The organism is Serratia sp. KH_031, assembly GCF_057839655.1.
In genome coordinates, this window is record NZ_CM174496.1 from 613,251 (window position 1) to 639,036 (window position 25,786).

The following is a 25,786-nucleotide window of genomic DNA, read 5'->3' on the forward strand; positions in this document are numbered from 1 at the left end:
GTGCGATCCCTTATCTCATCCGCGTTTTACGGTATGATTTAACAGACTATGTCTGTTTGGAGCGGTTCATGAAGCAAATCCGGGTGTTGGCTCAGTATTACGTTGATCTGATGGTGAAACTGGGGCTGGTGCGCTTTTCACTGCTGCTGGCTTCGGCGCTGGTGGTACTGGCGATGGTGGTGCAGATGGCGGTGACCATGCTGCTGCGCGGCCAGGTCGAAAGTATCGACGTGGTGCGCTCGATCTTCTTCGGTTTGCTGATTACGCCGTGGGCTGTCTATTTCCTGTCGGTGGTGGTTGAGCAGTTGGAAGAGTCACGCCAGCGCCTGGCACGGCTGGTGGGCAAGTTGGAAGAGATGCGTCATCGTGATCTGGAACTAAATCAACAGCTTAAAGACAATATTATCCAGCTTAATCAGGAAATTGCCGATCGAATCAAGGCGGAGGAAGAGCGCCTGCAAGTGATGGGTAAGCTGAAAGAGGAAATGGAACAGCGCGAATTGGCGCAGATCGAGCTGGGGCAACAATCGGCCTTGCTACGTTCCTTCCTCGATGCCTCGCCGGATTTGGTGTATTACCGCAACGAAGACAAAGAATTCTCTGGCTGCAACCGTGCGATGGAGCTATTGACCGGTAAAAGCGAGAAACAACTCATTGGTCTGACCCCATTCGACGTTTACAGTAAAGAAATTGCCGAGAAAGTGATTGAAACTGATGAGAAAGTCTTCCGCCATAACGTTTCTTTGACCTACGAGCAGTGGTTGGATTATCCCGATGGGCGCAAGGCCTGTTTTGAACTGCGTAAAGTGCCGTTTTATGACCGAGTGGGTAAACGCCACGGGCTGATGGGTTTCGGACGCGATATAACGGAGCGTAAGCGCTATCAGGACGCGTTAGAGAATGCCAGTAGGGACAAGACCACTTTTATCTCAACTATCAGCCACGAGCTGCGTACGCCGCTTAATGGCATTGTCGGCCTCAGTCGTATTTTGCTTGATACCGAGTTGAATGACGAACAACTGAAATACCTGAAAACCATCCACGTCAGTGCCATTACCCTCGGTAACATCTTCAACGACATTATCGAGATGGACAAACTGGAGCGGCGCAAGGTGCAGCTCGATAATCAACCGGTTGATTTCACGGGGTTCATGGCTGATTTGGAAAACCTTTCTGGCCTGTTGGTGCAGCCAAAAGGGCTGCGTTTCGTGATGGAACCTCAACTCCCATTACCAGAGAAAGTGATTACCGACGGCACGCGCTTGCGCCAGATCTTATGGAACCTGATCGGCAATGCGGTGAAATTTACCCAGCAGGGGCAAATTGTGGTGCGAGTACGACGTGAGGAGCCGGAGCGACTGGTCTTCGAGGTGGAAGACTCTGGTATGGGTATTCCGCAGGACGAACAGGAAAAAATCTTCGCCATGTATTATCAGGTGAAAGATCAGCGCGGTGGCCGCCCTGCGACCGGCACCGGGATTGGTTTGGCGGTATCCAAACGCCTAGCACAGAGTATGGGCGGCGATATTACCGTCAACAGTGAACCAGGACATGGCTCATGTTTTACCTTGAGTATCAAGGCACCGGCGGTACAAGAAGCAGAAAGTGAACAACAGGCGCAAGAAGAATTGCCATTGCCAGCGCTGCACATCTTGCTGGTGGAAGATATTGAACTGAACGTGGTGGTTGCGCGTTCAGTGCTGGAAAAACTAGGTAACAGCGTTGAAGTGGCGATGAATGGGCATGACGCGCTGGCGATGTTTGATCCTGACGAATTTGATTTGGTGCTGTTGGACATTCAACTGCCGGATATGACTGGGCTGGATATCGCCCGTGAGTTGCGTAAGCGTTATACCGGGCAAGCTCTGCCGCCGCTGGTGGCATTGACCGCTAACGTGCTGAAAGACAAAAAAGAGTATTTGGATGCCGGTATGGACGACGTACTGAGTAAACCGCTGGCGGTTCCGGCGCTGACCCGTGTGATTAAACAATTTTGGGATCACCAACCTTGCGAAACTTCAACGAAAACGGAGCAAAAAGCGATGCAAATTAATGAGTCACTGCTGGATACCGTCATGTTAGAGCAATATATCGATTTGGTCGGCCCACAACTGATTCACCAAAGTGCCGATATGTTCGAACAAATGATGCCGGGCTATCTGGCGGTGCTGGATTCCAACATGACGGCGCGTGATTGGAAAAAGGTCTCTGAGGAAGGGCATAAAATTAAAGGCGCTGCCGGGTCGGTCGGTTTGACTCATTTGCAACAACTGGCCAAACAGATTCAGACATCTGATTTACCCGCATGGGAAGATAACTTACAAGAATGGATTGAGGAGCTGAAACAGGAGTGGCGTAACGACGTTGCGGTGCTGAGAGCGTGGGTAGCGAAGGTAGAAAAAAAATGACCCCGACCGAGGCCGGGGTGCGCGAATATTGCGCCAACACCAGGGAAAACGTGAACCTGCGTATTGGTTTAATCGTTATGGTCTAGCAGGTGGTCAATAATTCCGATACATCATACAGCCAACAAGATAACAAATGTAAGCGCTCTTGTTAGAAGATTCATTAAAATGTGTGATGTAGATTAGCGTTTGTTAGCTCGAATTACTAACACTTTAATTGTATCGATAGGGATAACAGCAATGAAACGAGTCGGTATCGTGCTGAGCGGGTGCGGAGTTTACGATGGATCGGAGGTTCACGAAGCGGTTTTAACTTTGCTGGCGCTAGACCGTGCTGGCGCTCAAGCGGTCTGTTTTGCACCGGATAAATTACAACTTCATGTTATTAATCATTTAACTGGGGATGAAATGCCGGAACAACGTAATGTTCTGGTGGAGGCTGCCCGTATCGTCAGGGGGAAGATTCAGCCCTTGAGTCAGGCCGACGTTGATCAGTTGGATGCGCTGATTGTGCCAGGTGGTTTTGGTGCTGCCATGAATATCAGCAACTTTGCTCATAAAGGAGCTGAATGTTGGATTGATGAAAATTTGTGCGACTTAACCCGAAAAATGCATAAGGCGCATAAACCAATCGGTTTTATATGTATCTCACCCGTGTTATTACCAAAGATTATTGATCAATCTGTGCGACTGACTGTGGGTAACGATCCCGACCTAGGTGAAGTGATTGATGCGATGGGCGGTGAGCCAGTGGTTTGTCCTGTTGACGACATCGTCGTCGATCTGGAGAACAAAATCGTGACTACCCCGGCTTATATGCTGGAAAGTTCGATCGGTGAAGTGGCAAAAGGAATCGATAAATTGGTTTCTCGGGTGCTGGATTTAACTGAATGAGAAAGTCTGGCGTCAGAAGAATGTTGTCAAAACCCTGGGGGTGGTTCAAACGTGGTTTAATCGCGATCGTTGGCCTGTGGCTAGTGGGCATTGCACTATTTGCCTTCTTACCCGTGCCGTTTTCGGCAGTGATGGTAGAACGGCAGGTTAGTGCTTGGCTAAGCGGTGATTTTGGCTATGTTGCCCATTCTGACTGGGTTTCGATGAACGAAATTTCGCCCTACATGGCGTTAGCGGTAATGGCGGCAGAAGATCAAAAATTCCCTGACCATTGGGGTTTTGACATGGCAGCGATTGAAAAGGCGTTGGATCACAACGAACGTCGCCCGACGCGTATTCGTGGCGCTTCTACCTTGTCGCAACAAACGGCAAAAAACCTCTTTTTGTGGGACGGTCGTAGCTGGGTACGTAAAGGATTAGAGGCCGGTCTGACCGGGGGTATCGAACTGGTGTGGACTAAACGACGCATTCTGACGGTGTATCTGAATATTGTCGAATTGGGTGATGGGGTGTTTGGTGTAGAAGAGGCCTCACAGCGTTTCTTCCATAAACCGGCTAAACGTCTGACTGCCTCGGAAGCGGCGTTACTGGCGGCGGTGTTGCCAAATCCGCATCGCTTTAAAGCTAACGCACCGTCGAACTATGTGATTCAACGTCAACAATGGATATTGCGCCAGATGCGGCAATTGGGTGGGGAAGGGTTCTTGAAAGAGAATAATCTGGATTAGAAATAGAAGCCGGGGGATTTGAACCCCCGGCTTGCGATCATTTCACGAAGGTATAAGCGGTAGTGACGTGTTTGACGCCACTGACTTGGCTGGCGATTTGAGCCGCCGATTGCCCTTCTTGCTGTGTGACCAGACCTAACAGGAATACTTCGCCGTTTTCGGTCGTCACTTTCACATTGGAAGACTTCACGCTGTCGCTGGTCAGAATTTGCGAGCGTACCTTGGTGGTGATCCAAGTGTCAGAAGACGCGGTGCTCAGACTGACTGGCGTTCCTTGACGGATCTCATTGTACACATCGGTCGCACCCTCAACACCCACCGCAATTTGTTTGGCACGACTGGCCAATTCGGTGGTGGGGGCCTGACCGGTCAACAACACTTTGCCTTGATAGGCGGTCGCGACCACACGGGCTTCTTTCTTCAATTGTTGGTCTTTGCCCAACGCATTTTCCACTCTGGCTTCCAAAGTGCCATCGTCAACCTGTGTGCCAATACTGCGTGGGTCGGTAGCGGTTTTGGTCGCGACCGCTGCGCTGCCGACCAGCACTGCACCGACACAACCTTGTAACAGCAGGGCGCTGCACAGTACTGCAAATGTCGTTTTTAGCTTCATTTCAGTTCCTTAATCGTCCTGGTGAGGAAACAGCGTGTTATCTATCAGGTCACATAGGCAATTTACGGTCAGCATATGCATTTCCTGAATACGTGCGCTACGGTGTGATGGGATACGGATTTCAACATCCTGTGGACCGAGCAAGCCAGCCAACTCCCCGCCATCGTAACCGGTTAGTGCGACGATGGTCATATCACGTGTTACCGCGGCCTCTACGGCCTTCACAATATCACGGCTATTGCCGCGAGTAGAAATCGCCAGCAATACATCGCCAGCGTGCCCTAAAGCGCGTACCTGTTTGGCATACACTTCATCATGCAGTCGATCGTTGCTGATGGCGGTCAAAACGACATTGTCTGCGTTTAAGGCAATCGCCGGCAGGCTCGGGCGCTCGCTTTCAAAACGGTTGATCATACTGGCAGCAAAATGCTGGGCGTTGGCCGCCGAGGTACCATTACCGCAACACAGGATCTTGTTGCCGTTGAGTAAGGATTGAACCAGTGTCATCGCCGCGCGGGAAATGGCGTCTGGCAAGGCTTCTGCCGCCGCAATCTGGGTTTGGATACTTTCGGTAAAACAGACTTTGATTCTATCCAGCACGTTGTTTTAATCCACTAGGTCAGTATTTAATCTGCGTTGAAGGCATTCGGTATCCAGTCTAACTGGTCACCAGTAATAGCCAAAACATCGAAACGGCAAGCTGATGTGTCAAAACTGGCACCGCGCCCGGCCAGCCAAACTGCGGCACTGTGCAGTAAACGCTGCTGTTTACGGTAAGTCACACTGGCGGCCGCATCGCCATAAGTTGCGGTTCGGCGATAGCGTACTTCGACAAATACCCAGGTTTTGCCATCACGCATGATGAGATCCAACTCGCCGCCACGTATCGTTACGTTAGCGGCGTAGAAAGTCAGCCCTGCGCGTTCCAGGTAATGGCGAGCCTGTAATTCATAGCTCGCCCCTTTGGCGCGTTGGCTTAGGCGGCCGGAACGACCTGCCCACGACTGTATTGCAGCCAAGGCAATTTCCTGTTGATAACGCAGTTCGCTGAAGAGGTCAGTACACCGGTGGTGCCTGAAACCTGGAAGCCAGGAAGCTGGCGCATTTCAGCAAAGTGATTGGCTAATGTCCAGGCATCCATCCCCATGGCGTACAAACGTACCAGTGAGTAATCGTTGTTGAACTTGGCGCTAGCCTGCTGCATTAACTGCGGGTTAGCACCGGCTAACAGTGGGATGTCGCTGAATTGCAAACCTTCCATTTCCAAACGGAAATCAGGGCCTGCACCCGCCTGATAGCTGCGTGAGCTGGCATACATGGCTGGTTTGTTTCTACCGCTGGTGGTCATGTCGATCATCGGTTTGATCAACGTGAGTTGGCTCGGTGTTGCCACAATATACACTGAGTCGACGTTTCCGCCAGTCGCTGCTGGAATATCACTCGGTGGTGCCGGGATCGTCAACCCGGCGATAGTGACGGACTCTTGCGCTGGCGCTGAAGCAATGACGGGTGTGCCAGTCATGCGGATACCACCGCTATTGACCATTTGGCGTAGCTCGGTAGGAGAGCCGATGCTTTGTTGCAGCACGGTTGAACCACCCAGTGTCTGCCATTGTTCGGCGAAGGCTTTAGCTACACGATCGCCAAAGGCGCCGCGTGGGATCAATAACAGTGGCTGACGTTTTTGTTGATCCCAAATGTGGCGAGCCGCGTCACGCGCTTCATCTTCTGGTGACAACGCGAAGTAACAGACATTTGGCAGATCTTTCGGTGTTTCCGGCTGGTTTAGCGCCAGAACGTTCAGGGTGGTACTGGTATTTGCCAATGCGGCGACGTTGTCTTTTAGCAACGGGCCGACAACCAGCGTTGCACCGTCTTGTTGCGCCTGTGCTAACAGCGTTGCCAGCGGCTGGCTGGAAGTGTCATACACTCTGACCTGCGCGTTGACGACCTGTGGTGGTGTGATAGGTGCTGGCGTAACAGGTGCCGCAACGGGTTGAGCTGCGGTGACGGGGGCGCTAACTGCAGCAGAAGTACTCACCGCACCATCGGCATTCGGATCGGCTGACGTTGCAGGTGCTGCCACTGGCTGGTCGGGATCGTTAGTCGGTTGCTGTGGTTGCACTGGTGCGCTGATCGCAACGCCACTTTGAGCCGCATTAAAACCTTGCTGAATAGCATCGGCAAAGACTTTTGCCTGACCATTCATCGGTAACAGCAGAGCTATTTTTGATGTTGATGCTTGAGTGAAGTTCAGAACATTATCCAACTGAGTTGGCAATGTTTTCGCCGCCGGGTTTTGTGGATAGCGGTTCTGCCAGTCTTTGATACCGGCTTTCAGCAAATCAGGATCTTGTTTGTTTTCCTGATAAATCCGCAACAGATCCAGCCAGCCTTGCAGCACGTTTTCGTTGGCATTGATCACCAAGCTGCTCATATCTTTTGGCGTTAAGCCAAGCAAAGTTTGCCAAGTCTGGTCCAGATTATCCTGATGGGCTTTGGCGGACAGCATCGGCTCTTGCGCGATATAGGCGCGGATCAGCGGCAGTGAGGCTTTGCCTTGGTTGGCGGCGATCTGTGCTTGATAGAAACGCACCAACTGATTCGGTGACAATGAACTGCTGTCGATACGGCTCAACGTTCCGCGAGCGGTGTTCAGGTTTTTGCTAGCAACCTGCAACTCAGCGCTCAATAACCGACGTTCCAGCTGCTGTTCGTTGCTGAGATTTTTCGGCAGTGCGGTCATTTGTTCATTCGCTTGTTGCAGTTTCCCTTCACGGGTTAATGCGCGAATCGCAAGTAATTGCCAGTCAGCCTTGTTATCATCGCTGCTTTGCTGCAATTGTTGCAGGTAGTAAGCAGAGCTAGCGCTCGCTTCGTCCTGAATATTCGCAGAGGATGTCTGCGGAGCCTGGCTTGGACAGCCTGCCAGAAAGAATGCTGCCAATACGACAGGCACTAAGCGTCCTGCTTGGGTACGAACGAATTTTGAGGAAAGCATACTGTATCCAGTGATGTTTTTTTCAAGATGCTCAATATTAAATCGGCAATCCGGATGAAACAATGAATCTACACCAACAATCAGTTATTTCTGCATCAACACTGTACGTGGTTCCTACCCCAATCGGCAATTTGGGCGATATCACCCACCGTGCGTTAGAGGTGCTGAAAAGCGTTGATCTGATTGCGGCGGAAGACACACGCCATACCGGGTTGTTGCTGCAACACTTCGCGATTAACGCGCGGTTGTTTGCTTTGCACGATCATAATGAACAGCAGAAGGCGGACCAACTGCTGGCGAAATTACAAGAAGGCCAGAGTATTGCACTGGTCTGCGATGCGGGCACCCCGCTGATTAACGATCCCGGTTATCACCTAGTGCGCCGTTGCCGCGAAGCCGGTATTCGCGTAGTGCCATTACCTGGCGCTTGCGCAGCTACGACGGCATTGTGTGCCGCGGGTGTCGCTTCAGACCGTTTCTGTTATGAAGGGTTCCTGCCAGCGAAAACCAAAGGACGCAAGGATACCCTGATGGCGCTGGCAGAGGAACCTCGTACCCTGATTTTCTATGAATCTACTCACCGTTTGTTGGAAAGTTTGCAAGATATGGTGACGGTGTGGGGGCCGCAGCGCTATGTGGTATTGGCGCGTGAACTGACCAAAACTTGGGAGTCTATCTACGGTGCACCGGTCGGTGAATTACTGGCCTGGATACAGGAAGATGAAGTGCGTAGGCGTGGAGAGATGGTGTTGATTGTCGAAGGGCATAAGGCACAAGAGGATGACTTGCCGCTAGAGGCATTACGTACTTTGGCACTGTTGCAAAAAGAGTTGCCGTTGAAGAAAGCGGCGGCATTGACGGCAGAAATTCACGGCGTGAAAAAGAATGCGTTGTATAAGTACGCACTCGAGCAGCAGGAAGGGTGACAGGTATAGTAAAACACTATACAATCCGCGCCGGAGTTGACTAGACAGTCGCCGCTTCACTGCCGTCCCTTTCGGGGGAGACAGGTGGAGGGGAGGAAAGTCCGGGCTCCATAGGGCAGGGTGCCAGGTAACGCCTGGGAGGCGCAAGCCTACGACTAGTGCAACAGAGAGCAAACCGCCGATGGCCCACGCAAGTGGGATCAGGTAAGGGTGAAAGGGTGCGGTAAGAGCGCACCGCGCGGCTGGCAACAGTTCGTGGCACGGTAAACTCCACCCGGAGCAAGGCCAAATAGGGGTTCACTTGGTACGGCCCGTACTGAACCCGGGTAGGCTGCTTGAGCCAGTGAGCGATTGCTGGCCTAGAGGAATGACTGTCCACGACAGAACCCGGCTTACCGGTCAACTCCACTCATCTTTAAAAACAATGAGTTGGTGTGTCCTGTCTGCATTTCACGTCAAAGTGAGATACAAGATGGGATACATCAACTGTTGTTCACTTCCTTACATATATCGCCGTAACGGTACGTTTTACCTTATCTGATCATCACTTTTTCAAGTCTTCTTTAGGCCTGTCACGACGCTAAGAGCTGACCTGCTCCCCATTGATTAACATACCACGATGTTAGTAGTGATCTGGCAACAGTTTTCCGGACATTTTTTCAAGCAGCTGTTCGTAGCTGTAACTCATAGTCTGAAGGACTCATGTAGTCATTGCTGGAATGCAACCGCACCCGGTTGTGGAAGACTTCTATATACTCAAAAATTGCCTGTTTGGCCTCCACTCGCGTCTGAAAATTTCTTTGATAAATTAGCTCCGTTTTTAATGTGTGGAAAAAACTTCCCGCAACCGCATTATCCCAACAATTTCCTTTCCGACTCATACTGCAGGTGAAGTTATTATCATTCAAAACAGACTGATAGCTCTCGGATACATATTGACTACCCCGATCACTATGTACCACCAACCCTGCTTCCGGGCTGCGTTTCTTTATTGCCATGTCCAACGCATTCGTTACCAGTGATGCTGTCATACGGCTATCCATCGACCAGCCCACCACTGCGCGAGAGTAAAGATCGATAAATACCGCCAGATAGAGCCAGCCTTCTTGCGTAGGAATATACGTAATATCACCCACATAAGTCCGATCCTGCTGTTCTGCTGTAAAGCACCTAGCCAGCAGGTTAGGTGCCACCGGCTTGTTATGACGAGAGTTCGTGGTAGCCTTGAATTTCCTCCGGGTTTGGCATGTCAGGCCATCTTCATTCATCAACCGCGCGATACGTCGTCGGCTGATACTTTCCTGACTGTTTCGCAGTTTTTCTGGAGTCGTCTTGTTCCGTACAATTTTCGACCTTTTTCATGGTATGTCCGGATTTTTACCTTCAACGCTTCGTCTTTTTGTTGCCGCTGGCTGAATGGACGTGTGCACCACTCATAATAGCCACTGCGGGACACCTCAAATACCTGACACATCAATGTAATACCAAACTGATGGCGATGGGCTTCAATAAAGGCGTATTTTAGTGAGACTCTTTGGCGAAGAAGGTTGCTGTAGATTCAATTGATCAATGCAACATCCATGCTAAAACATGGAGTAGTGGAGGATTATTGAATGAAACGTACATTTACGGCAGTGGAAAAAGAGTTTGTTTTCGATTCTTGGAAGAACGGCATCGGCTTCAGTGACATTGCTAACACCCTGGATTCTAAGCCAGGCACCATTTTCACTATTTTAAGAGATTCAGGGGGCATGAAGCCCAACGTGCGTAAACGTGCCGCATCGCACTTAACTTTATCTGAACGGGAAGAAATACGTGTTGGACTCTCTGCCAAAAAAAGTATCAGAGCGATTGCGCATTCACTCAATCGCTCGCCTTCTACTATCTCAAGAGAAGTTCAACGTAACCGTGGCCGACGCTATTACAAAGCGGTGGATGCGAACAACAGGGCGAACCGAATGGCCAAAAGACCTAAGCCCTGTTTGCTGGAGAAAAACCTGGAATTGCGGGATTTGGTTTTAGAAAAACTGGAGCTCAAGTGGTCTCCTGAACAAATATCCGGATGGCTTAAAAAAACAGCGCATCGCCGAAAAACGATGCAAATATCAGCAGAGACGATTTATAAAACCCTGTATTTCTGTACCCGAGACGCCTTACATCATCTGCTGGTAAAGCATCTGTGCCGTTCCCACAGTCTACGTCATGGAAAAAGCCATTCTCGCAAGGGGGAGCGAGGGACGATTAATATCGTCAATGGTATCTCTATCCATGAGCGCTCGAGGCATATCGACAACCGGCGTTCGGTTGGCCACTGGGAAGGCGATTTAGTCTCGGGAACAAAAAATACGCACATTGCTACCCTCGTTGATAGAAAATCACGCTATACCATCCTCCTGAAACTGAAGGGAAAAGACGCCACTTCAGTGAATCATGCCTTGATAGAAAAATTTAAAAAAATACCTTTGAGACTCAGGCAATCATTGACCTGGGATCGTGGTATGGAGTTGGCCAAACATGCAGATTTTACGGCCAATACAGGCATGCCAGTATATTTCTGTGACCCACAGAGCCCATGACAACGAGGTACCAACGAGAACACTAATGGTCTTATTCGGCAATACTTCCCCAAAAAGACCTGTCTGGCTCAACATTCGCAAGAAGACCTGGATCAGGTCGCAGAGCAATTAAACAACAGACCGAGAAAAACATTGAAATTTAAGACGCCAAAACAGATTTTTGAAAAGGGTGTTGCGTTGACAAGTTGAATCTACAATAGCGGACACAGTCGTTTGTTCTTTTTCTAAGCAGTCATGATGAACTCCTTTTAATCTCATTCTATTTCAGGAAAGGAGTGTCCGTTAAACCCAGGATACCTCAGTACACTTCAGTTCTCTTTGACTCACATTGATAATCAATAATCTGCCCGCGCTTTTTTGATCTGGTTATTTTTTGACTTGGATAATGAGGCGACCTCTTGAATGATATTTGCCAGTACTTTTTTTTCGTTGGGCGTTTCTGCGATAATCGCAGGATTTGCATCCTGCGCAACTCCAGAAATGACGGGGACCGCAATTAATTTACCTAGTGTGTTACCAGTTTTGGCCATATAACGGTCCTCTAATTAATCACTAATAGATGCCCACGTACCTTTTGACATTAGTGTGACTCTTAATAATCGATTGTCAATGTTGTCATACAGTATATGCATTGAGTAATCAGAGAAATGCCAGAGAAAATACCCTGTCTCAATAGAGTCTGAGCCTTTTACAGGCTCTGGATTTATTTTATTTTTTATAGTAATAGGGTCATCCTCAAAGCTTAATGAAAAGGGGAGTTCACCTTTCCATCCACAAGAATCAAACTCCCTGTTTCTGTGGAATGTTATTGACTTGAACAACGCTGTATTCCCCATTGTGCCTGTAAAATTAAGAGTGACACCCAAAGAGCTTTTTAGATCTAGATGTCTCTCTTCATTAATGATCTCAAGCTCTTCATCATCGAATTTTCCATTTTCTTTCCATAATGTTGAAAATGAAACTTCTTTGGGAGACATACCAAATGCAGAGATAATGTTATCTATTGTGGTCGGTTTTTTTTTCGTACTGGTTGTAATCGGTTCTGGTAACTGAATGCATGATATTCTGTTAACTTTATTATCTTTATACTGAATATTTAATCTATATTCTGTGACATCCCAAGTGTCACTTAGGTTTGAATGTCTGGTATTTTCAAAACGTAATAATCGTTCTCTCGCCTGTTCTCTGGAGTCGGAAAACTGCAATCCAAATGGTAAACTCCCCTGAAACTTGGAAATCCTCTGTTCAGAATCTTCTGAATAAAAATAGGCCTGAGTAAGTAAAAGATCTCCCTCACCCCAAAGAATAAAGTCAGATGTTTTATGATAGTAATGCTCAGAAAAACCTAGTTCAATACCCTTTTTACGGATAAGTACCCAGTCTAGATAATGAATGCCATCATCGTCTTCTTCTTCGTCATAATCATCAGGTGAAATAGTTGGTCGCCTGATAGTATTAAGTTCTTGCATAAGGTTTTCAACATTTCCATTTTCTTCAAGATTACCACCAAATAAAGAGATGATGTATTCTGCGTCAGGATAGATGTTGTTCTTCATATGGTACTCCAGTATTAGAATTTCATCAGGTGGGAATGCTCTATAAAATGCACTCCAAAAGAGAAAAGAATATCATCCTTTGTAAATCGAGCTGCATATTTATAATATTCAAAAATCCATCCTGCTGTATTGAATTTTTCTCTTTCACCGAGAGTAGGTGTACCTAGTATTCTATATACGGTTTGTTTATCCATACCAAAAAACATACCGGAAGGAAGGGCGACTAATTGATTTGTAGTGTTTTTTGTTTGTTTTTGATCTAAATCTGCTAAAAATAAAGAACCTTCAGGTAGATTCTCCATGTAATTTAGTTTATCCAATAATATAGGGGAAATTTCTATATTAGGGTCAACTAATCCTCGCCTAATTCCTTCAATGTCTAAAAATGTAAGTTGAATGCCTATTTTTTCATTTTCGGTAATAAAGTCGATATCACCTTTTTTCATTTTTATTTTAGCCGGATCTTTTTTCATGTGAGAGAGCAGCATAAGGATGTTGCTGTCGGATAATGGTTTCCCAATTAGTTTATCAAAATTTATAGTAGCCATGAATGTATCCTGTTTGTTTATATGAAAATTGAACTTATACTAAACCATTCTGTCAACAATGTCTGTTATCATCTTCAGGTGATCGTCATGACTCATCGACTGGAGCTTTTTCACTGCTTTTTTATACTTTTCCATACAAGCCGTATCGCCACTTTCTTCCAGGCCCTTTATGACCGAGTTCGCGTCTTCGCGTGCGGATTCCCCTAAATCTTTACCATACCCACTCTTATTAAGAGTATCGACATTTCTTCCGTAAGTTCTACTAGATGTTTGATGTATTTGGGTTGGAATTCCAAAAGCTGATATTTTCTTAATAATTGCTTTTGCCATCTTACGGGTGAAATCAATACCTTCACGTTTTGCATAGTCTTTTGCCAACTGAATCATCAATTCCTTAGGCGGAATATGATCCCTGTTGAAGGAGGGGCGTCCGGGTTTGTCACCCTTTTTGACACAGCGTTTCTTTAATAATTCTCCATAGGTTCCTGATTCCCCGCATTTTATTAAAGGTTTTTTTATGCCTTTCGCATTATCTCCTGCCATAAATCCCTCTATCTGAGAATCATCCATTCATCCAAAATGTATCTCCCAGGCGAACAAGATACTTCCCTTTGGCCTTGACATTTCTACTGTGTGATTTGGGATAACACTTCCCTCCAACCTTGTTGGACTTGATCCCTTTCAACACACCTGGTTGATCTCCAATGGTGTTACTGACAAAACTTTTGTCATAAACAAAAACGGGATCACCGTTCATTTTTATAGTGCTAATGGTTTTTTTAGCATTGCTTAAAAATGAAACAACGGGGTAGGGAATAGGAGGAGTTGCTGGACCTACAGGTGTTTTACAAACATCCGGAAACATACAAACAACTTTAAAATTACTGTCCTTTCGCGCAATGACTTTACCCATAAATTATGTCCTGTATTCCGTAACAATTGGATCAATTTTGAAAAGTGGTGCTTTACTGTCTGTTTCAAAACGTGCTTCTACAATGCGCTGCTTTTTGTTCTCAGGTGCAACGAGTCGATAAGTTATTGATACCGTCAATTCATTCGTGTCAATCATTAACGTGTCAATATTTAATAATGCAGTTTCGAAAGTTCCGTCGAACATCCTGTACAGTAAAAAAGGTCTGTGTCCAGGAAGCTGACATTGTAAAACGCCGTTTGGCGTCATATTCTCTATACGTAGCTTTATATCGTTCGCCGGATAGGGGATTTGTTGATCTTCCGGTGCACAATTCCAGTAATGAAAGTCAAAATCATGGGGTAACCGAGGGTGTCGTTTTTCTAACCATTCCTCGTCGTAAGTCCCTGCTTTTTTTAATCTCGGTTGCCATGCGCGATTGATTATGCCAAAACCGCAGGGCTTCAGAGCCTCTGCATTTTCATCTCGTTTACTTCTTATCTGTGCCAGTAAATGTACAGCTTTAACTGGATATTGCGGGGACGTTATTTGCGGAACCGGTATGGATCGAATAGAGGTCGCTTTCCAGAACCACTTGTCAATAAATCCCATTCCTATTGTATTTTGCATGTGGGCTGTGTGCGCCACTGGTGCATCAGGCCACTGCGGATGTTCTTTCAGCTGTTGTTCAGTTAACTGATACTTACTGGCAACTTTACTCGCACCATCCATACCTGAATTAAGCCGACACTCTCCACCGAATGCATATTCATAGAGCATCGGTAACGATGCTATTTTTTCAGCCGAAGTCATATCGGTAAGACTAAAACTTATTTGGCTGACAGATCGTGGACCGTGAACCGATAATTTTTTGCTTAGCAAAATGTGGTTATCTTTGTCAGCCAGAAGCAGCGTTGTCTCAAACTGTCGGCATGCTCGGCCCTCTGGCGCATAAGCTGTCCCATTGATGATAACATCGCACAACGGTTTAAAAGGAGAGAGGTCACTTTCTTGTTTTACAGAGGATTGATTCATCTCCCCCCAGTATTCATCGGCAAAACATAAAGGAATAGGATTGTCATCCATTAATACCAACTGGCATGAGTTGTCCTGCGAGAGAACCATGCGGTAGCTCACTTTGATGATAAAAACATCCTGCTCCTGGTCATCTAGCCCGACCATGGTGTAGTTCATGGCCGGGAAAGGACTCAGGTTACGAAATTCCATTTCTTCCCTTACTTAAGATCAATTGTTTTGCCTTTAATCTTGACCGCACCCTTAGCACCCATATTTATAGATGTACCTTTCAGGGTGATTTTCCCGCTTTTGTCCATCCTCAATACGCTCTTTCCGCAGCGAATTTCAACGACACTTCCTGCAATCAGCTTAAATGTCTTACCTACATTGACAGAATTATCCTTACCAATCAATTGGTTAAAACTTTTCCCTACCATCAATGTTTTACTTAAGCCCACCTCTTCGGCCTGCGCCAGCCCGACTGATGTATTCATCGCCCCACCCACCGTAATCTGGTAGAGCGCCCCAACACTCAGGGCTTTCGCCGCACCAATGGTTTCTGCTTTGCCGATGGCGACGGTTTCAGCCTGATTCCCCATCACGGTCAGCACATCATTACTCCCCACCGTGGCATTGCGGGTGGCACCGATGGTGTCGGTCTGATTCGCGCCGATGGTACTCGTCTGGTTGCTGCCCACGGTGGTGGACTGGTCAACACCAATAGTGCTGCTCTGGTTACTGCCGATGCTCCAGCTCTGGTCAACGCCAATGGTGGAGCTCTGGTTGTTGCCGATGGTGTTGGTCTGGTTACTGCCGACATCCAGCGTCTGATCCACACCGATGGTACCGGCCTGGTTATTGCCCACGTTCAGCTTTTGGTCGACACCGACGACCATGGTTTGGTTGTTGTCGACATTTTCCGTATGGTCGTTAATGACGTGTGTGCCTTTGTCGTTGAGCACATCGGTGTTCATATTTTTTTGTGCGTGGAAGTAAATCTCTTCCTGACCGGCTTCATCTTCAAAACCCATTTCGTTAAACCCGGCCCCCTTGTGTGTTTGGGAGCGAATAGTCATGCGGGTTTTTTTCGCGGGTAATGCGACCGGGGGCGCATTCTTGCCGTTATAAGCCGTGCCCACAATAATCGGCTGGTCGATATTGCCATTGAGATACGCGATGATCACTTCCTGCCCGATACGTGGCACCGCCATAAAACCAAAACCATCGCCGTTCCACCCTTGCCCGGCACGCACCCAGCAAGACGCGTTTTCGTCTGCGGCATCGTATTGGTTCCAGTGGAAATGAATTTTCACTTCACCGTATTCGTTGACATAAATCTCTTCCCCCGCCGGGCCCACCACGGTGGCAACTTCATCCCCAAACACCGTCGGTTTAGGCACAAACGGCGCGCGCCAGTCCACCGAGCCGGGGATAAAAGTGAAACTGTTGGTCAGCGCGGCGGCTTTGTCACCGGACTCGCCTGCCACCGACTGCGGCAGGGTACCACGGTGAGTGATGCGGACTATCTGCCAGTTGCTGTTCATCGCTGTGGCCGGGTGTTCTTCAATGGTGAACATTTTGCCTGGCATCAACCGGATGCAGTTGCTTTTTGCCTGCCCCGACAGGCTGGTCGCCTGGTGGGCTTCGAGGCGGTATTTTGCATAGAGTTGTGCCACCGCGTCGTCGTCGTAGCGACCGTAACTCTCGTACATGGTATAGAGCGGGCGGTTGCGCGGCTGTTTGGTTTTGGCGTTCATGCCCACGTCGGGGTGGGAGAACTTGTAGTCTTTGAGGTGCACCGCGTTAGGGGTCATTTTTGCGCCGTAATTCAAGGAGTGCACCACGGCCTCACGGCTGGCGCTCTGAATATGGGCGTTGTAGAGCAGCTTCTCACCGCCAGTCATGCCGGTGCGGCTGTCGCTGTAAAAGAGAAGGTTCTCTTCAGACCAGAACACAATACCTTCTTCGGCGGCGAGGCGGGTGAAAAAGTCGTAATCGGTCTCATTGCGCTGGGTGGTGTACTCCCACTGTTTGTGGGCGTCGATGAGTTTTTTGTCGGCGCGGACGTTATGTTTACTCAACAGTTCATCGAGAATATCCGGCACGGTTTTGAAGTGGAAAATGCGGTTATCCTGGGTGAGGGTCAGCAGCCAGAGTTCAGGGCGCACGGTAAAGGTGTAGTAGGTGCGGTGAAAGCCGCTGTCGCCGCGAAAGGCTTCGGAGACGATACCGTTAATAGTGCGCTGTACCTTGCCGTCGACCCGCACGTTAAGGGTGGCTTTTTGCAGGAGCAGGGCGTCCATATCGAGGGAGGCATCGGGGCTTGCCACCTGAATTTGGAGCATGAAGAGGGAGGAAAGCGCCTCTTCAAGGGTGAAATCGACCACATCAAGGGTGGTTTCGGGCAGGCTGCCAATGGAGCATGAGAAATATAAACCGGTATCCATAACCTTAGTCTCACAGTTTCTGCGGTACGAAGCGCCATCCGGGCGCGGTCAGTAACGGGCGTCATTAGGGATCAATCAAATCTGGTCGCGACCGCCGGTAACCGGGGCAAGCGACCACTGTCGCCGGGTCTGGCTGTTCACAACCTTCATCATCAAGAAGTTGTTGCTGGTCATACAAAAAGGCAGCACATGAGCCAACAAGAAGCCGAAACGGTACATGTCACCCTCATCGCTGAACGCATCGGGATCCAAGGTCAGCACAATTTCCAGCCCACGTTTCATCATCCCTTTTTGCCATATCCAGTCCAACTGCTGCGCTTCCAGACTGACAATACCTGCCAGCCGCTGCTCACTCACCTGTTGTAACGGTGCGCTGGTGTGACGGTGATAGTTAAGGTCAGTCAGCAATTGTTTCACTGTGCTGAGATCGCGGATAAACAGCGGACTCAGCGAGAGATGTGAGATAACTGGCCAGTGGGCATGGCTGTCTGTCAGTGGCGATATTTCGCGGGTTGGCGGCGTGATGTCGCTGAACGTCATGCTATTAGGGATATCAAGTGTGGGCTGGCAGATATCTCCGATTTTCAGGGCATGGCACGCCGTGCCGTTAGTCAGCAATACATCGCAAAAGAACGTTCTGTGTGGGAACTCGACGACGCGCATTCCCTGACTGTTGATAAAGGTGATCCGGGTCTGAGCTGCACCTTTTACATCGTTTTCCAGCATGCTCTGGTAATAAATCTGCTCGCTGGCGAAAGTATTGGTAGCAAACTTGGTGACGGGCAAATAGTTGATGGCGTCACCACGCACGTGGTTATTTCCGGACTCAAGTAACGAATAGATTGACTGAATACAATAGATGTTTTCGTTACTGGAATGGGGATAGAGGTAGGTGCTTTGACCGGGAACAAAATCCATCACTTGGGGACGCTGGTGAAAGAGATTGATAACCGGCGTGCAACCAGTAAAAAAAGTGGTGGAGGCATCAATCTTTTTTACAGTCAGCAGCGGTTCACTGAATTCGAATATCAATTCAAAGGTACGGGCATCATCCAGTAAAATGGTATCCAGCTCGTGACCGATATTCAGGGTAATAAAGTCGTTAACATGTGGCAGATGGAAATACTCCTGCAACAGTTGTAAACGCCAGAACAGCGGGATATCGAGCGGCAGAGTCAGCTTCTCGGCGTCTGGAGTAAAGGTTTCCAGCACCCGTTTTGACAGTGAAATGCATTTATCTCCGCTGGTGACCGATATTTTCGTCAGGTACTGACTTAGCCACAGTTGCAATAGCCCCGCGGTTTCGGTGTCCGGGCTGAGAAAAAGCGTTACCGGTTCGGTTATCCATTCGCCGCTTCGGGTCAGTGCGCCGGACCATTCGATGTTGAGTTTCAAGGCTCCTGTGGTCGGGCTGTTCAATAACGTACAGTCACGAACAGTGCAGGGAAGGATGCGAGTATCACGAGCCAGTTGATAAACGCAGGACTCTGCGTTGGTCGGTTTCGCTTCCACTCGACTGCCTTTTGCCAGATGGTAGCTTTCGTCCGATTTTGGCTGGAACCGGAGGATCGCCGTGGAAGGTACCGGGCGAATCGGGCTCGGCCATACACGTGACAGCAGGTTTTGTGTAATCTCAGGGAATGCATCATCAACGTTGTGCCGCAGCCGAGCCATTAAAAAGGCAAAGTGTTCAAACAAGAACTCAACATCAGCGTCATTCTCTGCGGAGTGCAGAAAATCGCTGAACGCTGGGTTCTGGTTTGCACGCTCCGTAGCCAGTTGGCGGAGGTACTGAAGTTCATCTTGGAAACAGGCTTTCAACACCATATTCGCTCCTTAAAATGGTACAACCAGAGATAGCCGAGATTTCCATCTGGCTATCTCTGGAATATTACAACGACAATCAAACGGCAGGTTTACGCCAGTCATCGGCACCTGAAGTGCCCGCTACGGTATGCTCCCAGTCAATTTTGCGATAGGCCAGATGCACTTCTAACAGTTGGGTGAAATGCGCCTGAGACGGATCCTGGCTGTTCGGCATGACCAGATCCATATTGACGATGGTGGCATCTTCAAGTTTGGTGGTGAAATAGTGCTCTTGTTTGCCATCTGGAGAGGTTCTGTACCACTTCAAATTCACTTCTGGCAGGCTCTCGCCGGATGCCAGGGCATTGTAAAGCAGTGGAACCGCTTTATTCAGCGAAATGGTGATAACTAACGGTTTGTGCTGGCGCTGGCCGGAGGGCTGACCGTTCTGCGGATCAGTTGGCACAAAGACCTGATGTTTCACTTCCTGGACAATCATTTCATCCTCATGGCCTTCGACAAAACCTTGTCCAATGGATTCTAAGGTGTAAGCGCCTTGAGTGATATTGCCCTGCGTTTTTCCTGTGATAGATGCAAAAGCCGGTGTTGGCATCGCATGCTCCTTTTTTGTGTTTTAGTTACCCGTAAAAGACCCAAGACATTTATTGGTATATATGTTTACTGGATAAAATGGCTGAGTCCACTCTTTAATACATATATCTAACCTTAATGCTATATCTAACGCATGTAATTTATTAATGAGTTATAAAATAATCTCATCTGAATGCACTTGGTGCTAAGCTTATTAGCACCAAGTGTTTTCTAAATAGGGTTAATGGTATCTTTTTAACATGTTTGCAATATCTATATTACGGTGTGGAACGAGCCTGATTTTGCTATTAAATATGAAAGTGAGTTTTTTTTTGTGATCTTGATTAAAGATCTTGGTTTTTCCTGGATTATACTAAAAATAGTTGTCAGTTTTGAAAAAAAACTTGTATGTCATCTTTGTTTGTCTCATGGTATATAACAAAGCACATGAACCTGATTTGATTTCGTTCGTTAATTATATACCCACATGTAATATTCATCTTGTCTTGCTGGGTGAGGGGAACTCGCTTAGTCTCAGCATAAACTTGTTTTAAAAGGATTATCCATGGCTGGTAAAAAAGGCAGTGTAGCACCTAAAGAACGCATTAATATTAAGTACACTACAGAAACAAACGGTCAGGTTGCTGAAAAAGAATTGCCCTTCCATGTGCTTGTTGCGGGTGATTTCACGGGAAAAAATCAGGAAACTCCTATTGAAGAGCGAAAGCCAGTTTCCGTTGATAAATACACCTTTGATTCTGTAATGGCCAACGCAGGAATTGAGCTTGAATTCGCGGTGCCGAATCGCTTGGAGGAGGGGGGAGTTGAAAGTAATATCCCGGTGAAATTAAAGGTTGAGACGCTTAAAGATCTCTCACCGGACAGTATCGCTCAGTCAGTACCCGAGTTAAAAAAAATCATCGAACTCAGGGAGTCGCTGGTGGCGTTAAAGGGGCCACTGGGTAATAAGCCTGCCTTCCGGGCACAGATCGAAGCCATTCTAAGTGATGAAGCCAGCCGCGAACAGTTGCTGAAAGAACTGAGTATGACCACCGAAACCAGCAAGCATTAATATGACAAGTATATAATGTGGAAAGCCAATAATAGCGGCATTGTATTTTAGGTTTTAACAAGGGATTGACTATGACTGAAGCTATCGCACAAACAAAAAGCTCTATTCCTAATTCAACGCCACAAGCAGCTGAACCAATAAGTTTGCTCGATCAAATTGCATCGCAAACTAATTATTCACCTACAGATGAAAGTTACGATATTGCCCGGCAGGGAATAGCAACATTAATTTCACATCTGTTGGACACCAATAGTACCGAAGAGCCAGTTAATAAACAGTTGGTCGACCGCATGATTGCCGAATTGGATAAAAAACTGAGTAGCCAACTGGATGAGATTCTACACAACGAAGAGTTACAAAGAATTGAGTCATCGTGGCGCGGATTAAAATTATTGGTTGACCGAACTGATTTTCGCGAAAACATCAAAATTAATCTGATGTATGTCACGAAAGGTGAACTGTTAGACGATTTTGAATTCGCACCTGAAATCACTCAGTCTGGGTTATACAAACATGTTTATTCGGCACAGTATGGGCAATTTGGTGGTGAACCTATTGGTGCAATTCTAGCGGATTATCAGTTCCTGCCGAGTGCGCCAGATATAAAACTGCTGCAATATGTCTCAGCCGTTGGTGCGATGTCTCATACGCCATTTATTTCCTCCGCAGCACCGCAATTTTTCGGTATTGATAGTTACACCCAGCTCGATAGTATCAAAGAACTCAGTTCAGTATTTGAAGGCCCGCTTTATACTAAATGGCGCTCGCTGCGCGAAGCCGAAGACTCCAGAATGCTTGGTTTATTAACGGTACGAAATCTGGCACGTCTACCCTATTCGCAAATGGACAACCCGGTGAAAAGTTTTGGTTACGAAGAGGACGTTAGTCGCGATCATGACCATTACCTGTGGACCAACGCCGTGTATGCATTTGGCACGCGTCTAACGGACAGTTTCGCCCAATATCGCTGGTGCCCGAATATTATCGGCCCAGAGAGCGGTGGTGCAGTTGAAGACCTGCCGGTTCACGTGTTCGAAGCGATGGGTGAATTGCAAACCAAGATCCCTACCGAGACTTTAATCACTGACCGGCGCGAATTTGAGCTGGCAGAAGAGGGCTTTATTGCGCTGACAATGCGTAAAGGTTCCGATAACGCGGCGTTCTTCTCCGCACAATCGGTGCAGAAACCGCTGAAATTCCCGAATACCGAAGAGGGTAAAGCGGCAGAAACCAACAGCAAGTTGGGAACGCAACTGCCGTATATCATGCTTTCAACGCGTATTGCGCATTATCTGAAAGTTATCCAGCGTGAAAAGCTCGGTTCGTATCAGGAATCGGCGGATGTTGAGCGCAACCTGAACACCTGGTTGAAACAGTACGTCTCGGATCAAGAGAATCCGCCAGTAGACGTGCGCTGCCGTCGGCCATTCCGCGCGATTAGCCTCACCGTCAGCGATGTGCCAGGCGAGCCGGGTTGGGTGAAAACACGTCTGTTGCTGCGTCCGCATCTGAAAAGCATGGGATCGTACACTGAACTATCGCTAGTGGGGCGTCTTGACAAGGAGTAACCCATGGCGACGTTGCGGCGTTGGAATACCTCTAACAAAGGCAGCTTATTCGATCGTTTACAGATTGACGGCAAGCAAACTGAAGGCGACGCGGCTTTCATCAAGTCGATCAAGAATAACTTGCGCCATATTTTCAACGCCAGACCTGGTGAGTGTCATGGAACCAAAGAGCTGGGCATCATTGATGTGAATGATGCCCTGCTGGGAACGGAGGAGATCCAAAATGCGATGTGTCACTCCATTCGCCAGTGCATTGCTCGGTATGAACCGCGCATCAGTCATACCGAAGTCAATGTCAGGCAGGATCCACTGACGTTTAACTGGTATTTCATGGTGGTGGCAGATATCGCTCAGTTACGAGATATAGCCAAGATAGAACTGGACATCAGAATAGCTAACAATAAATTAGAAGTTATTTAGTTTATTTTTTCTGAATACTATTAGGGATAATAAGTTGTTAGATAACTATATTAAGCAGGAAAAATATTATCTCAATAATGAGAGCCAAGGATTTGTTGAGGCATTTCCTCAGCTCTCCCAGTTTCTGTCTGAATCCTGTTTGGATCCGGATGTCGTTCGTACTCTGGATGGTTTTACCTACCTGACCAGTTTGCTACACGCTAAACTGCATAGGGAATATCCGCAGCTGACTACCAATTTAATGGATATGCTGTGGCCAAATTACCTGTTGCAAACCCCGAGCATGGCAATTATTGAGTTTCGTGTCGATGGGGAAAGTGGGGAGGACATTACTCCGCAAGCCACGGTGATGAGCGAGCCGACGGCGGAGGTACCACAATCCTGCACCTTCAATATTACCCGCCATACTTGGGTAACCCCTTTTACCGTAACGAAAAGTGAGAAGGTTTCATCTAGCGTTATTCACATAACATTTAGTGCTGGGGATCTGCAAAATTTGCAGGTGGCAGGTATTGATAAAATGCGCCTGTTTCTCGGAGCCGATTTGATGAGTGCCTCCCACCTCTATTTTTGGTTTTCAGAGTATATTGCTCGCGTCACGTTGGTGACAGAGGAGCATAAGATCTCGTTGCCTGATTTTACGATGCATGGGGTGGGGTTTGATGCCGCGGACGCCATACTGGTTTATCCACGCAACACCTATGCGGGTTATCGCCTGTTACACGAATATTTCAGCTTCACAGAAGGGTTTCTCTTTTTGGCGCTGGCGGGGTTGCCTGATTATTTGGCGCAGCTTAACAGCCAACAGTTTACGCTTTGTTTCGAGTTTACTAGGCCGCTACCAGAAACGCTGAAACTGACGGCTAACTCAGTCAAAGTGAACTGTGCCCCAGCGATTAACCTGTTCTATCACGATTGCGAACCCATTCGTCTGACCGGTGATAAAACCGAATATCCGCTCTATATTAGTCACCAGCAGCGTGATTCTATTGAGCTTTTCGCAATTGACAGCGTGACGGGGTGGGCACAAAACCAGACGCGAAAATATGTCCACTTCGATAGTTTTCTGCATCAGACCGAGTATGAGAAGGGGGCGGTGCCGCTCTATTACTATTTGAATCGCAGATCGGCTCGTGAGCCGGAGCGGATCGATTATTCGCTCTACTTTGTGCGCGGTGACGAGACAAAACAGCAGCAGCATGATGAGATTATCTCGATTAACGCCCTGTGCAGTAATGGTGATGAGGCGCAAAAGCTGCGTATGGGGGATATCTCTCGCCGGGGGAAACATATCCCAGCAACTGTTTCACTGACCAATATCACTTTTCCATCAGGGGTGACTCGCCCGAGTTTGAACGGCAGCATGCAGTGGACGGCGATTTCATCCCTATCGCTAAATTACCTCTCCTTGCTCAGTAAAGATGCACTCTGTCAGATCCTGCAAAATTACAATTTTACTGCCCGCTATAACTCGCGTGCAGATAAGCACTTGGCGAAATTATTGGCGAGTATTCATCGCTTTGAATCGTCGGCACATCAGCAATACTATCGCGATTTAATTATTGAGGGGCATAAATCAACGCTTGAGATCGCGCCCGATGCTTTCAGTAGTGAAGGCGAAATGTATCTCTTCGGCGCCGTGCTGGCACATTTCTATTCGATGTATGCCACAGTCAACTCTTTTCATTTTCTGGAACTGGTTAATTCATCAACACGCGAGGTGTACCAATGGCCGTTGATGAATGCCTGATCCCTCCTCAGGCGGAGAAATATGATTTCTATCAGTTGGTTGAACTGCTTGCAAAATCGAGCGATGTTGATATCGATGATTTGTTGAGCTTGCCCGCCCATAAAGAGTTTATTCAGTTTATCAGCGACCCTTCGCTGAGTTTTACTATTCGGGATATTTCTTCGGTAGCATTAAATAATAAACGGGTGGAGATTAAGATCCCCTTCCTCAGCCTGACTGGCGCGCACTCGCCGTTGCCGAATTATTATCTCGAGGATATGGCATGGGAAGAGATCCAACAGGATCACCGCATTATTTCGTTGCTCGATCTGTTTAATCATCGGCTGGCTACTTATTTATTTAAAATCTGGCGTAAATACCGCTACTACATCTGCTACAAACACAGCGGTCAGGATGAGTTTTCTGAGCGAATGTTCGCACTAGTTGGGCTGGAAAATAACAGTATTCGCCAGTCGTTACAGGTCAACCAAAGCAAGATGCTCTCCTACGCTGGAATTATCTCCAGCTCTGGTCGTTCGCCCGCGCTGATGGCTTCATTAATTGCTCACTGTTTTGATTTAGCCGATGTTTGCATTGAGTCGTGGCAATACAGACGTGTTGCTATTCCTCCTGCGCAGCAAAACTATATCGGCCTCGCTAATACTGTGCTTGGGGAGAATTTTATTATTGGTACACATATTCCTGATTACAGCGGGAAATTCATCTTGAAAATAAGCCAGTTGACACGACAGGCAATGGCACTCTTTTTACCCACAGGAGCATTGCATCAGCCTCTGCATAACTTTGTGACGTTTATTTTGCGGGGGCAATTTGCCTGGGATTTACAGTTGATATTGGCTGATAACCAGATTGGTGCCATGGAATTAGGCAGTGACTCCGGATGCTATCTCGGCTGGACCACCTTCCTGAAAGATCCACCAGGCAAGCCCAGCATTATGCTGAAGATGCAGGAGTAATT

General features: G+C 47.8%; 23 protein-coding genes, 1 other RNA gene and 1 pseudogene. 11 read left to right on the forward strand and 14 right to left on the reverse strand.

The features are described from left to right. The first annotated feature begins 68 nt into the window (after positions 1–68). From arcB to mtgA, 3 genes are all read left to right on the forward strand, one after another. Positions 69–2,408, forward strand: a complete 2,340-nt coding sequence (gene arcB / locus AC3ISQ_RS02700) for an aerobic respiration two-component sensor histidine kinase ArcB (protein ID WP_489350445.1) — start codon at positions 69–71, stop codon at positions 2,406–2,408. A 237-nt stretch (positions 2,409–2,645) separates the two neighbouring features. After that, entirely contained in the window at positions 2,646–3,299 is a 654-nt protein-coding gene (gene elbB, locus AC3ISQ_RS02705; RefSeq protein WP_489350446.1) for an isoprenoid biosynthesis glyoxalase ElbB, read from the forward strand. Continuing rightward, on the forward strand, positions 3,296–4,027 hold the full coding sequence (gene mtgA, locus AC3ISQ_RS02710) for a monofunctional biosynthetic peptidoglycan transglycosylase (RefSeq protein WP_489350447.1): 732 nt from the start codon (positions 3,296–3,298) through the stop codon (positions 4,025–4,027). The genes elbB and mtgA overlap by 4 nt, the downstream gene beginning before the upstream one ends. A gap of 37 nt (positions 4,028–4,064) precedes the next feature. Here the strand turns inward: mtgA and dolP are convergent, their stop codons facing one another. From dolP to AC3ISQ_RS02730, 4 genes are read right to left on the reverse strand one after another with little or no spacing between them, the layout of a single operon-like run. Then, positions 4,065–4,640 (reverse strand): division/outer membrane stress-associated lipid-binding lipoprotein, encoded by a 576-nt coding sequence (gene dolP / locus AC3ISQ_RS02715; protein WP_489350448.1) that lies wholly within the window; start codon positions 4,638–4,640, stop codon positions 4,065–4,067. 9 nt (positions 4,641–4,649) lie between these two features. Continuing rightward, positions 4,650–5,240: a DnaA initiator-associating protein DiaA gene (gene diaA, locus AC3ISQ_RS02720; RefSeq protein WP_489350449.1), complete on the reverse strand. Its 591-nt coding sequence runs from the start codon at positions 5,238–5,240 to the stop codon at positions 4,650–4,652. Positions 5,241–5,266: 26 nt separating this feature from the next. After that, entirely contained in the window at positions 5,267–5,659 is a 393-nt protein-coding gene (locus AC3ISQ_RS02725) for a YraN family protein (protein ID WP_489350450.1), read from the reverse strand. Further along, on the reverse strand, positions 5,617–7,641 hold the full coding sequence (locus AC3ISQ_RS02730; RefSeq protein ID WP_489350451.1) for a penicillin-binding protein activator: 2,025 nt from the start codon (positions 7,639–7,641) through the stop codon (positions 5,617–5,619). The genes AC3ISQ_RS02725 and AC3ISQ_RS02730 overlap by 43 nt, the downstream gene beginning before the upstream one ends. A gap of 62 nt (positions 7,642–7,703) precedes the next feature. On the opposite strand from AC3ISQ_RS02730, the gene rsmI reads away from it, so the two are divergent. Both rsmI and rnpB read left to right on the forward strand, forming a co-directional pair. Continuing rightward, positions 7,704–8,567: a 16S rRNA (cytidine(1402)-2'-O)-methyltransferase gene (rsmI, locus tag AC3ISQ_RS02735; RefSeq protein WP_489350452.1), complete on the forward strand. Its 864-nt coding sequence runs from the start codon at positions 7,704–7,706 to the stop codon at positions 8,565–8,567. Positions 8,568–8,599: 32 nt separating this feature from the next. Further along, positions 8,600–8,978: RNase P RNA component class A (gene rnpB / locus AC3ISQ_RS02740), an RNA gene on the forward strand. A 248-nt stretch (positions 8,979–9,226) separates the two neighbouring features. Here the strand turns inward: rnpB and AC3ISQ_RS02745 are convergent. Beyond that, a complete protein-coding gene (locus AC3ISQ_RS02745) occupies positions 9,227–9,835 on the reverse strand; it encodes an IS3 family transposase (RefSeq protein ID WP_489350453.1) in 609 nt (202 codons plus the stop codon). Between the two features lie 345 nt (positions 9,836–10,180). On the opposite strand from AC3ISQ_RS02745, the pseudogene AC3ISQ_RS02750 reads away from it, so the two are divergent. Next, positions 10,181–11,332: pseudogene (locus AC3ISQ_RS02750) on the forward strand (IS30 family transposase). Between the two features lie 146 nt (positions 11,333–11,478). Here the strand turns inward: AC3ISQ_RS02750 and AC3ISQ_RS02755 are convergent. The 9 genes from AC3ISQ_RS02755 to AC3ISQ_RS02795 all read right to left on the reverse strand — a co-directional run bounded on the left by AC3ISQ_RS02755 (position 11,479) and on the right by AC3ISQ_RS02795 (position 20,040). Further along, positions 11,479–11,673 carry a hypothetical protein gene (locus AC3ISQ_RS02755; protein WP_489350454.1) on the reverse strand — a complete coding sequence of 65 codons (195 nt, stop codon included), beginning with the start codon at positions 11,671–11,673 and terminating at the stop codon, positions 11,479–11,481. 15 nt (positions 11,674–11,688) lie between these two features. Beyond that, positions 11,689–12,699: a hypothetical protein gene (locus AC3ISQ_RS02760; protein ID WP_489350455.1), complete on the reverse strand. Its 1,011-nt coding sequence runs from the start codon at positions 12,697–12,699 to the stop codon at positions 11,689–11,691. Positions 12,700–12,713: 14 nt separating this feature from the next. Further along, positions 12,714–13,247, reverse strand: coding sequence for a hypothetical protein (locus AC3ISQ_RS02765; protein WP_489350456.1), 534 nt, complete (start codon positions 13,245–13,247; stop codon positions 12,714–12,716). A gap of 39 nt (positions 13,248–13,286) precedes the next feature. Then, positions 13,287–13,790, reverse strand: coding sequence for a hypothetical protein (locus AC3ISQ_RS02770; RefSeq protein ID WP_489350457.1), 504 nt, complete (start codon positions 13,788–13,790; stop codon positions 13,287–13,289). 19 nt (positions 13,791–13,809) lie between these two features. After that, positions 13,810–14,160, reverse strand: coding sequence for a DUF4150 domain-containing protein (locus AC3ISQ_RS02775; RefSeq protein ID WP_489350458.1), 351 nt, complete (start codon positions 14,158–14,160; stop codon positions 13,810–13,812). A gap of 3 nt (positions 14,161–14,163) precedes the next feature. After that, on the reverse strand, positions 14,164–15,384 hold the full coding sequence (locus AC3ISQ_RS02780) for a DUF2169 family type VI secretion system accessory protein (RefSeq protein ID WP_489350459.1): 1,221 nt from the start codon (positions 15,382–15,384) through the stop codon (positions 14,164–14,166). Positions 15,385–15,392: 8 nt separating this feature from the next. Continuing rightward, positions 15,393–17,621 (reverse strand): type VI secretion system Vgr family protein, encoded by a 2,229-nt coding sequence (locus AC3ISQ_RS02785; RefSeq protein ID WP_489350460.1) that lies wholly within the window; start codon positions 17,619–17,621, stop codon positions 15,393–15,395. 75 nt (positions 17,622–17,696) lie between these two features. After that, positions 17,697–19,448 carry a type VI secretion system baseplate subunit TssF gene (gene tssF, locus AC3ISQ_RS02790; RefSeq protein ID WP_489350461.1) on the reverse strand — a complete coding sequence of 584 codons (1,752 nt, stop codon included), beginning with the start codon at positions 19,446–19,448 and terminating at the stop codon, positions 17,697–17,699. A 76-nt stretch (positions 19,449–19,524) separates the two neighbouring features. Next, a complete protein-coding gene (locus AC3ISQ_RS02795; protein ID WP_489350462.1) occupies positions 19,525–20,040 on the reverse strand; it encodes an Hcp family type VI secretion system effector in 516 nt (171 codons plus the stop codon). A 543-nt stretch (positions 20,041–20,583) separates the two neighbouring features. Here AC3ISQ_RS02795 and tssB point away from each other — a divergent pair. The 5 genes from tssB to tssG all read left to right on the forward strand — a co-directional run bounded on the left by tssB (position 20,584) and on the right by tssG (position 25,784). Next, positions 20,584–21,090: a type VI secretion system contractile sheath small subunit gene (gene tssB / locus AC3ISQ_RS02800; protein WP_489350463.1), complete on the forward strand. Its 507-nt coding sequence runs from the start codon at positions 20,584–20,586 to the stop codon at positions 21,088–21,090. 143 nt (positions 21,091–21,233) lie between these two features. Further along, positions 21,234–22,658 carry a type VI secretion system contractile sheath large subunit gene (tssC, locus tag AC3ISQ_RS02805; RefSeq protein ID WP_489353100.1) on the forward strand — a complete coding sequence of 475 codons (1,425 nt, stop codon included), beginning with the start codon at positions 21,234–21,236 and terminating at the stop codon, positions 22,656–22,658. A 3-nt stretch (positions 22,659–22,661) separates the two neighbouring features. After that, positions 22,662–23,078, forward strand: a complete 417-nt coding sequence (gene tssE / locus AC3ISQ_RS02810) for a type VI secretion system baseplate subunit TssE (RefSeq protein WP_489350464.1) — start codon at positions 22,662–22,664, stop codon at positions 23,076–23,078. A 34-nt stretch (positions 23,079–23,112) separates the two neighbouring features. Beyond that, positions 23,113–24,828: a type VI secretion system baseplate subunit TssF gene (gene tssF / locus AC3ISQ_RS02815; RefSeq protein WP_489350465.1), complete on the forward strand. Its 1,716-nt coding sequence runs from the start codon at positions 23,113–23,115 to the stop codon at positions 24,826–24,828. Then, the gene (gene tssG / locus AC3ISQ_RS02820) at positions 24,807–25,784 is read left to right on the forward strand and encodes a type VI secretion system baseplate subunit TssG (RefSeq protein ID WP_489350466.1); all 978 of its coding nucleotides are present in this window, start codon (positions 24,807–24,809) and stop codon (positions 25,782–25,784) included. The genes tssF (AC3ISQ_RS02815) and tssG overlap by 22 nt, the downstream gene beginning before the upstream one ends. Positions 25,785–25,786 lie beyond the last annotated feature (2 nt).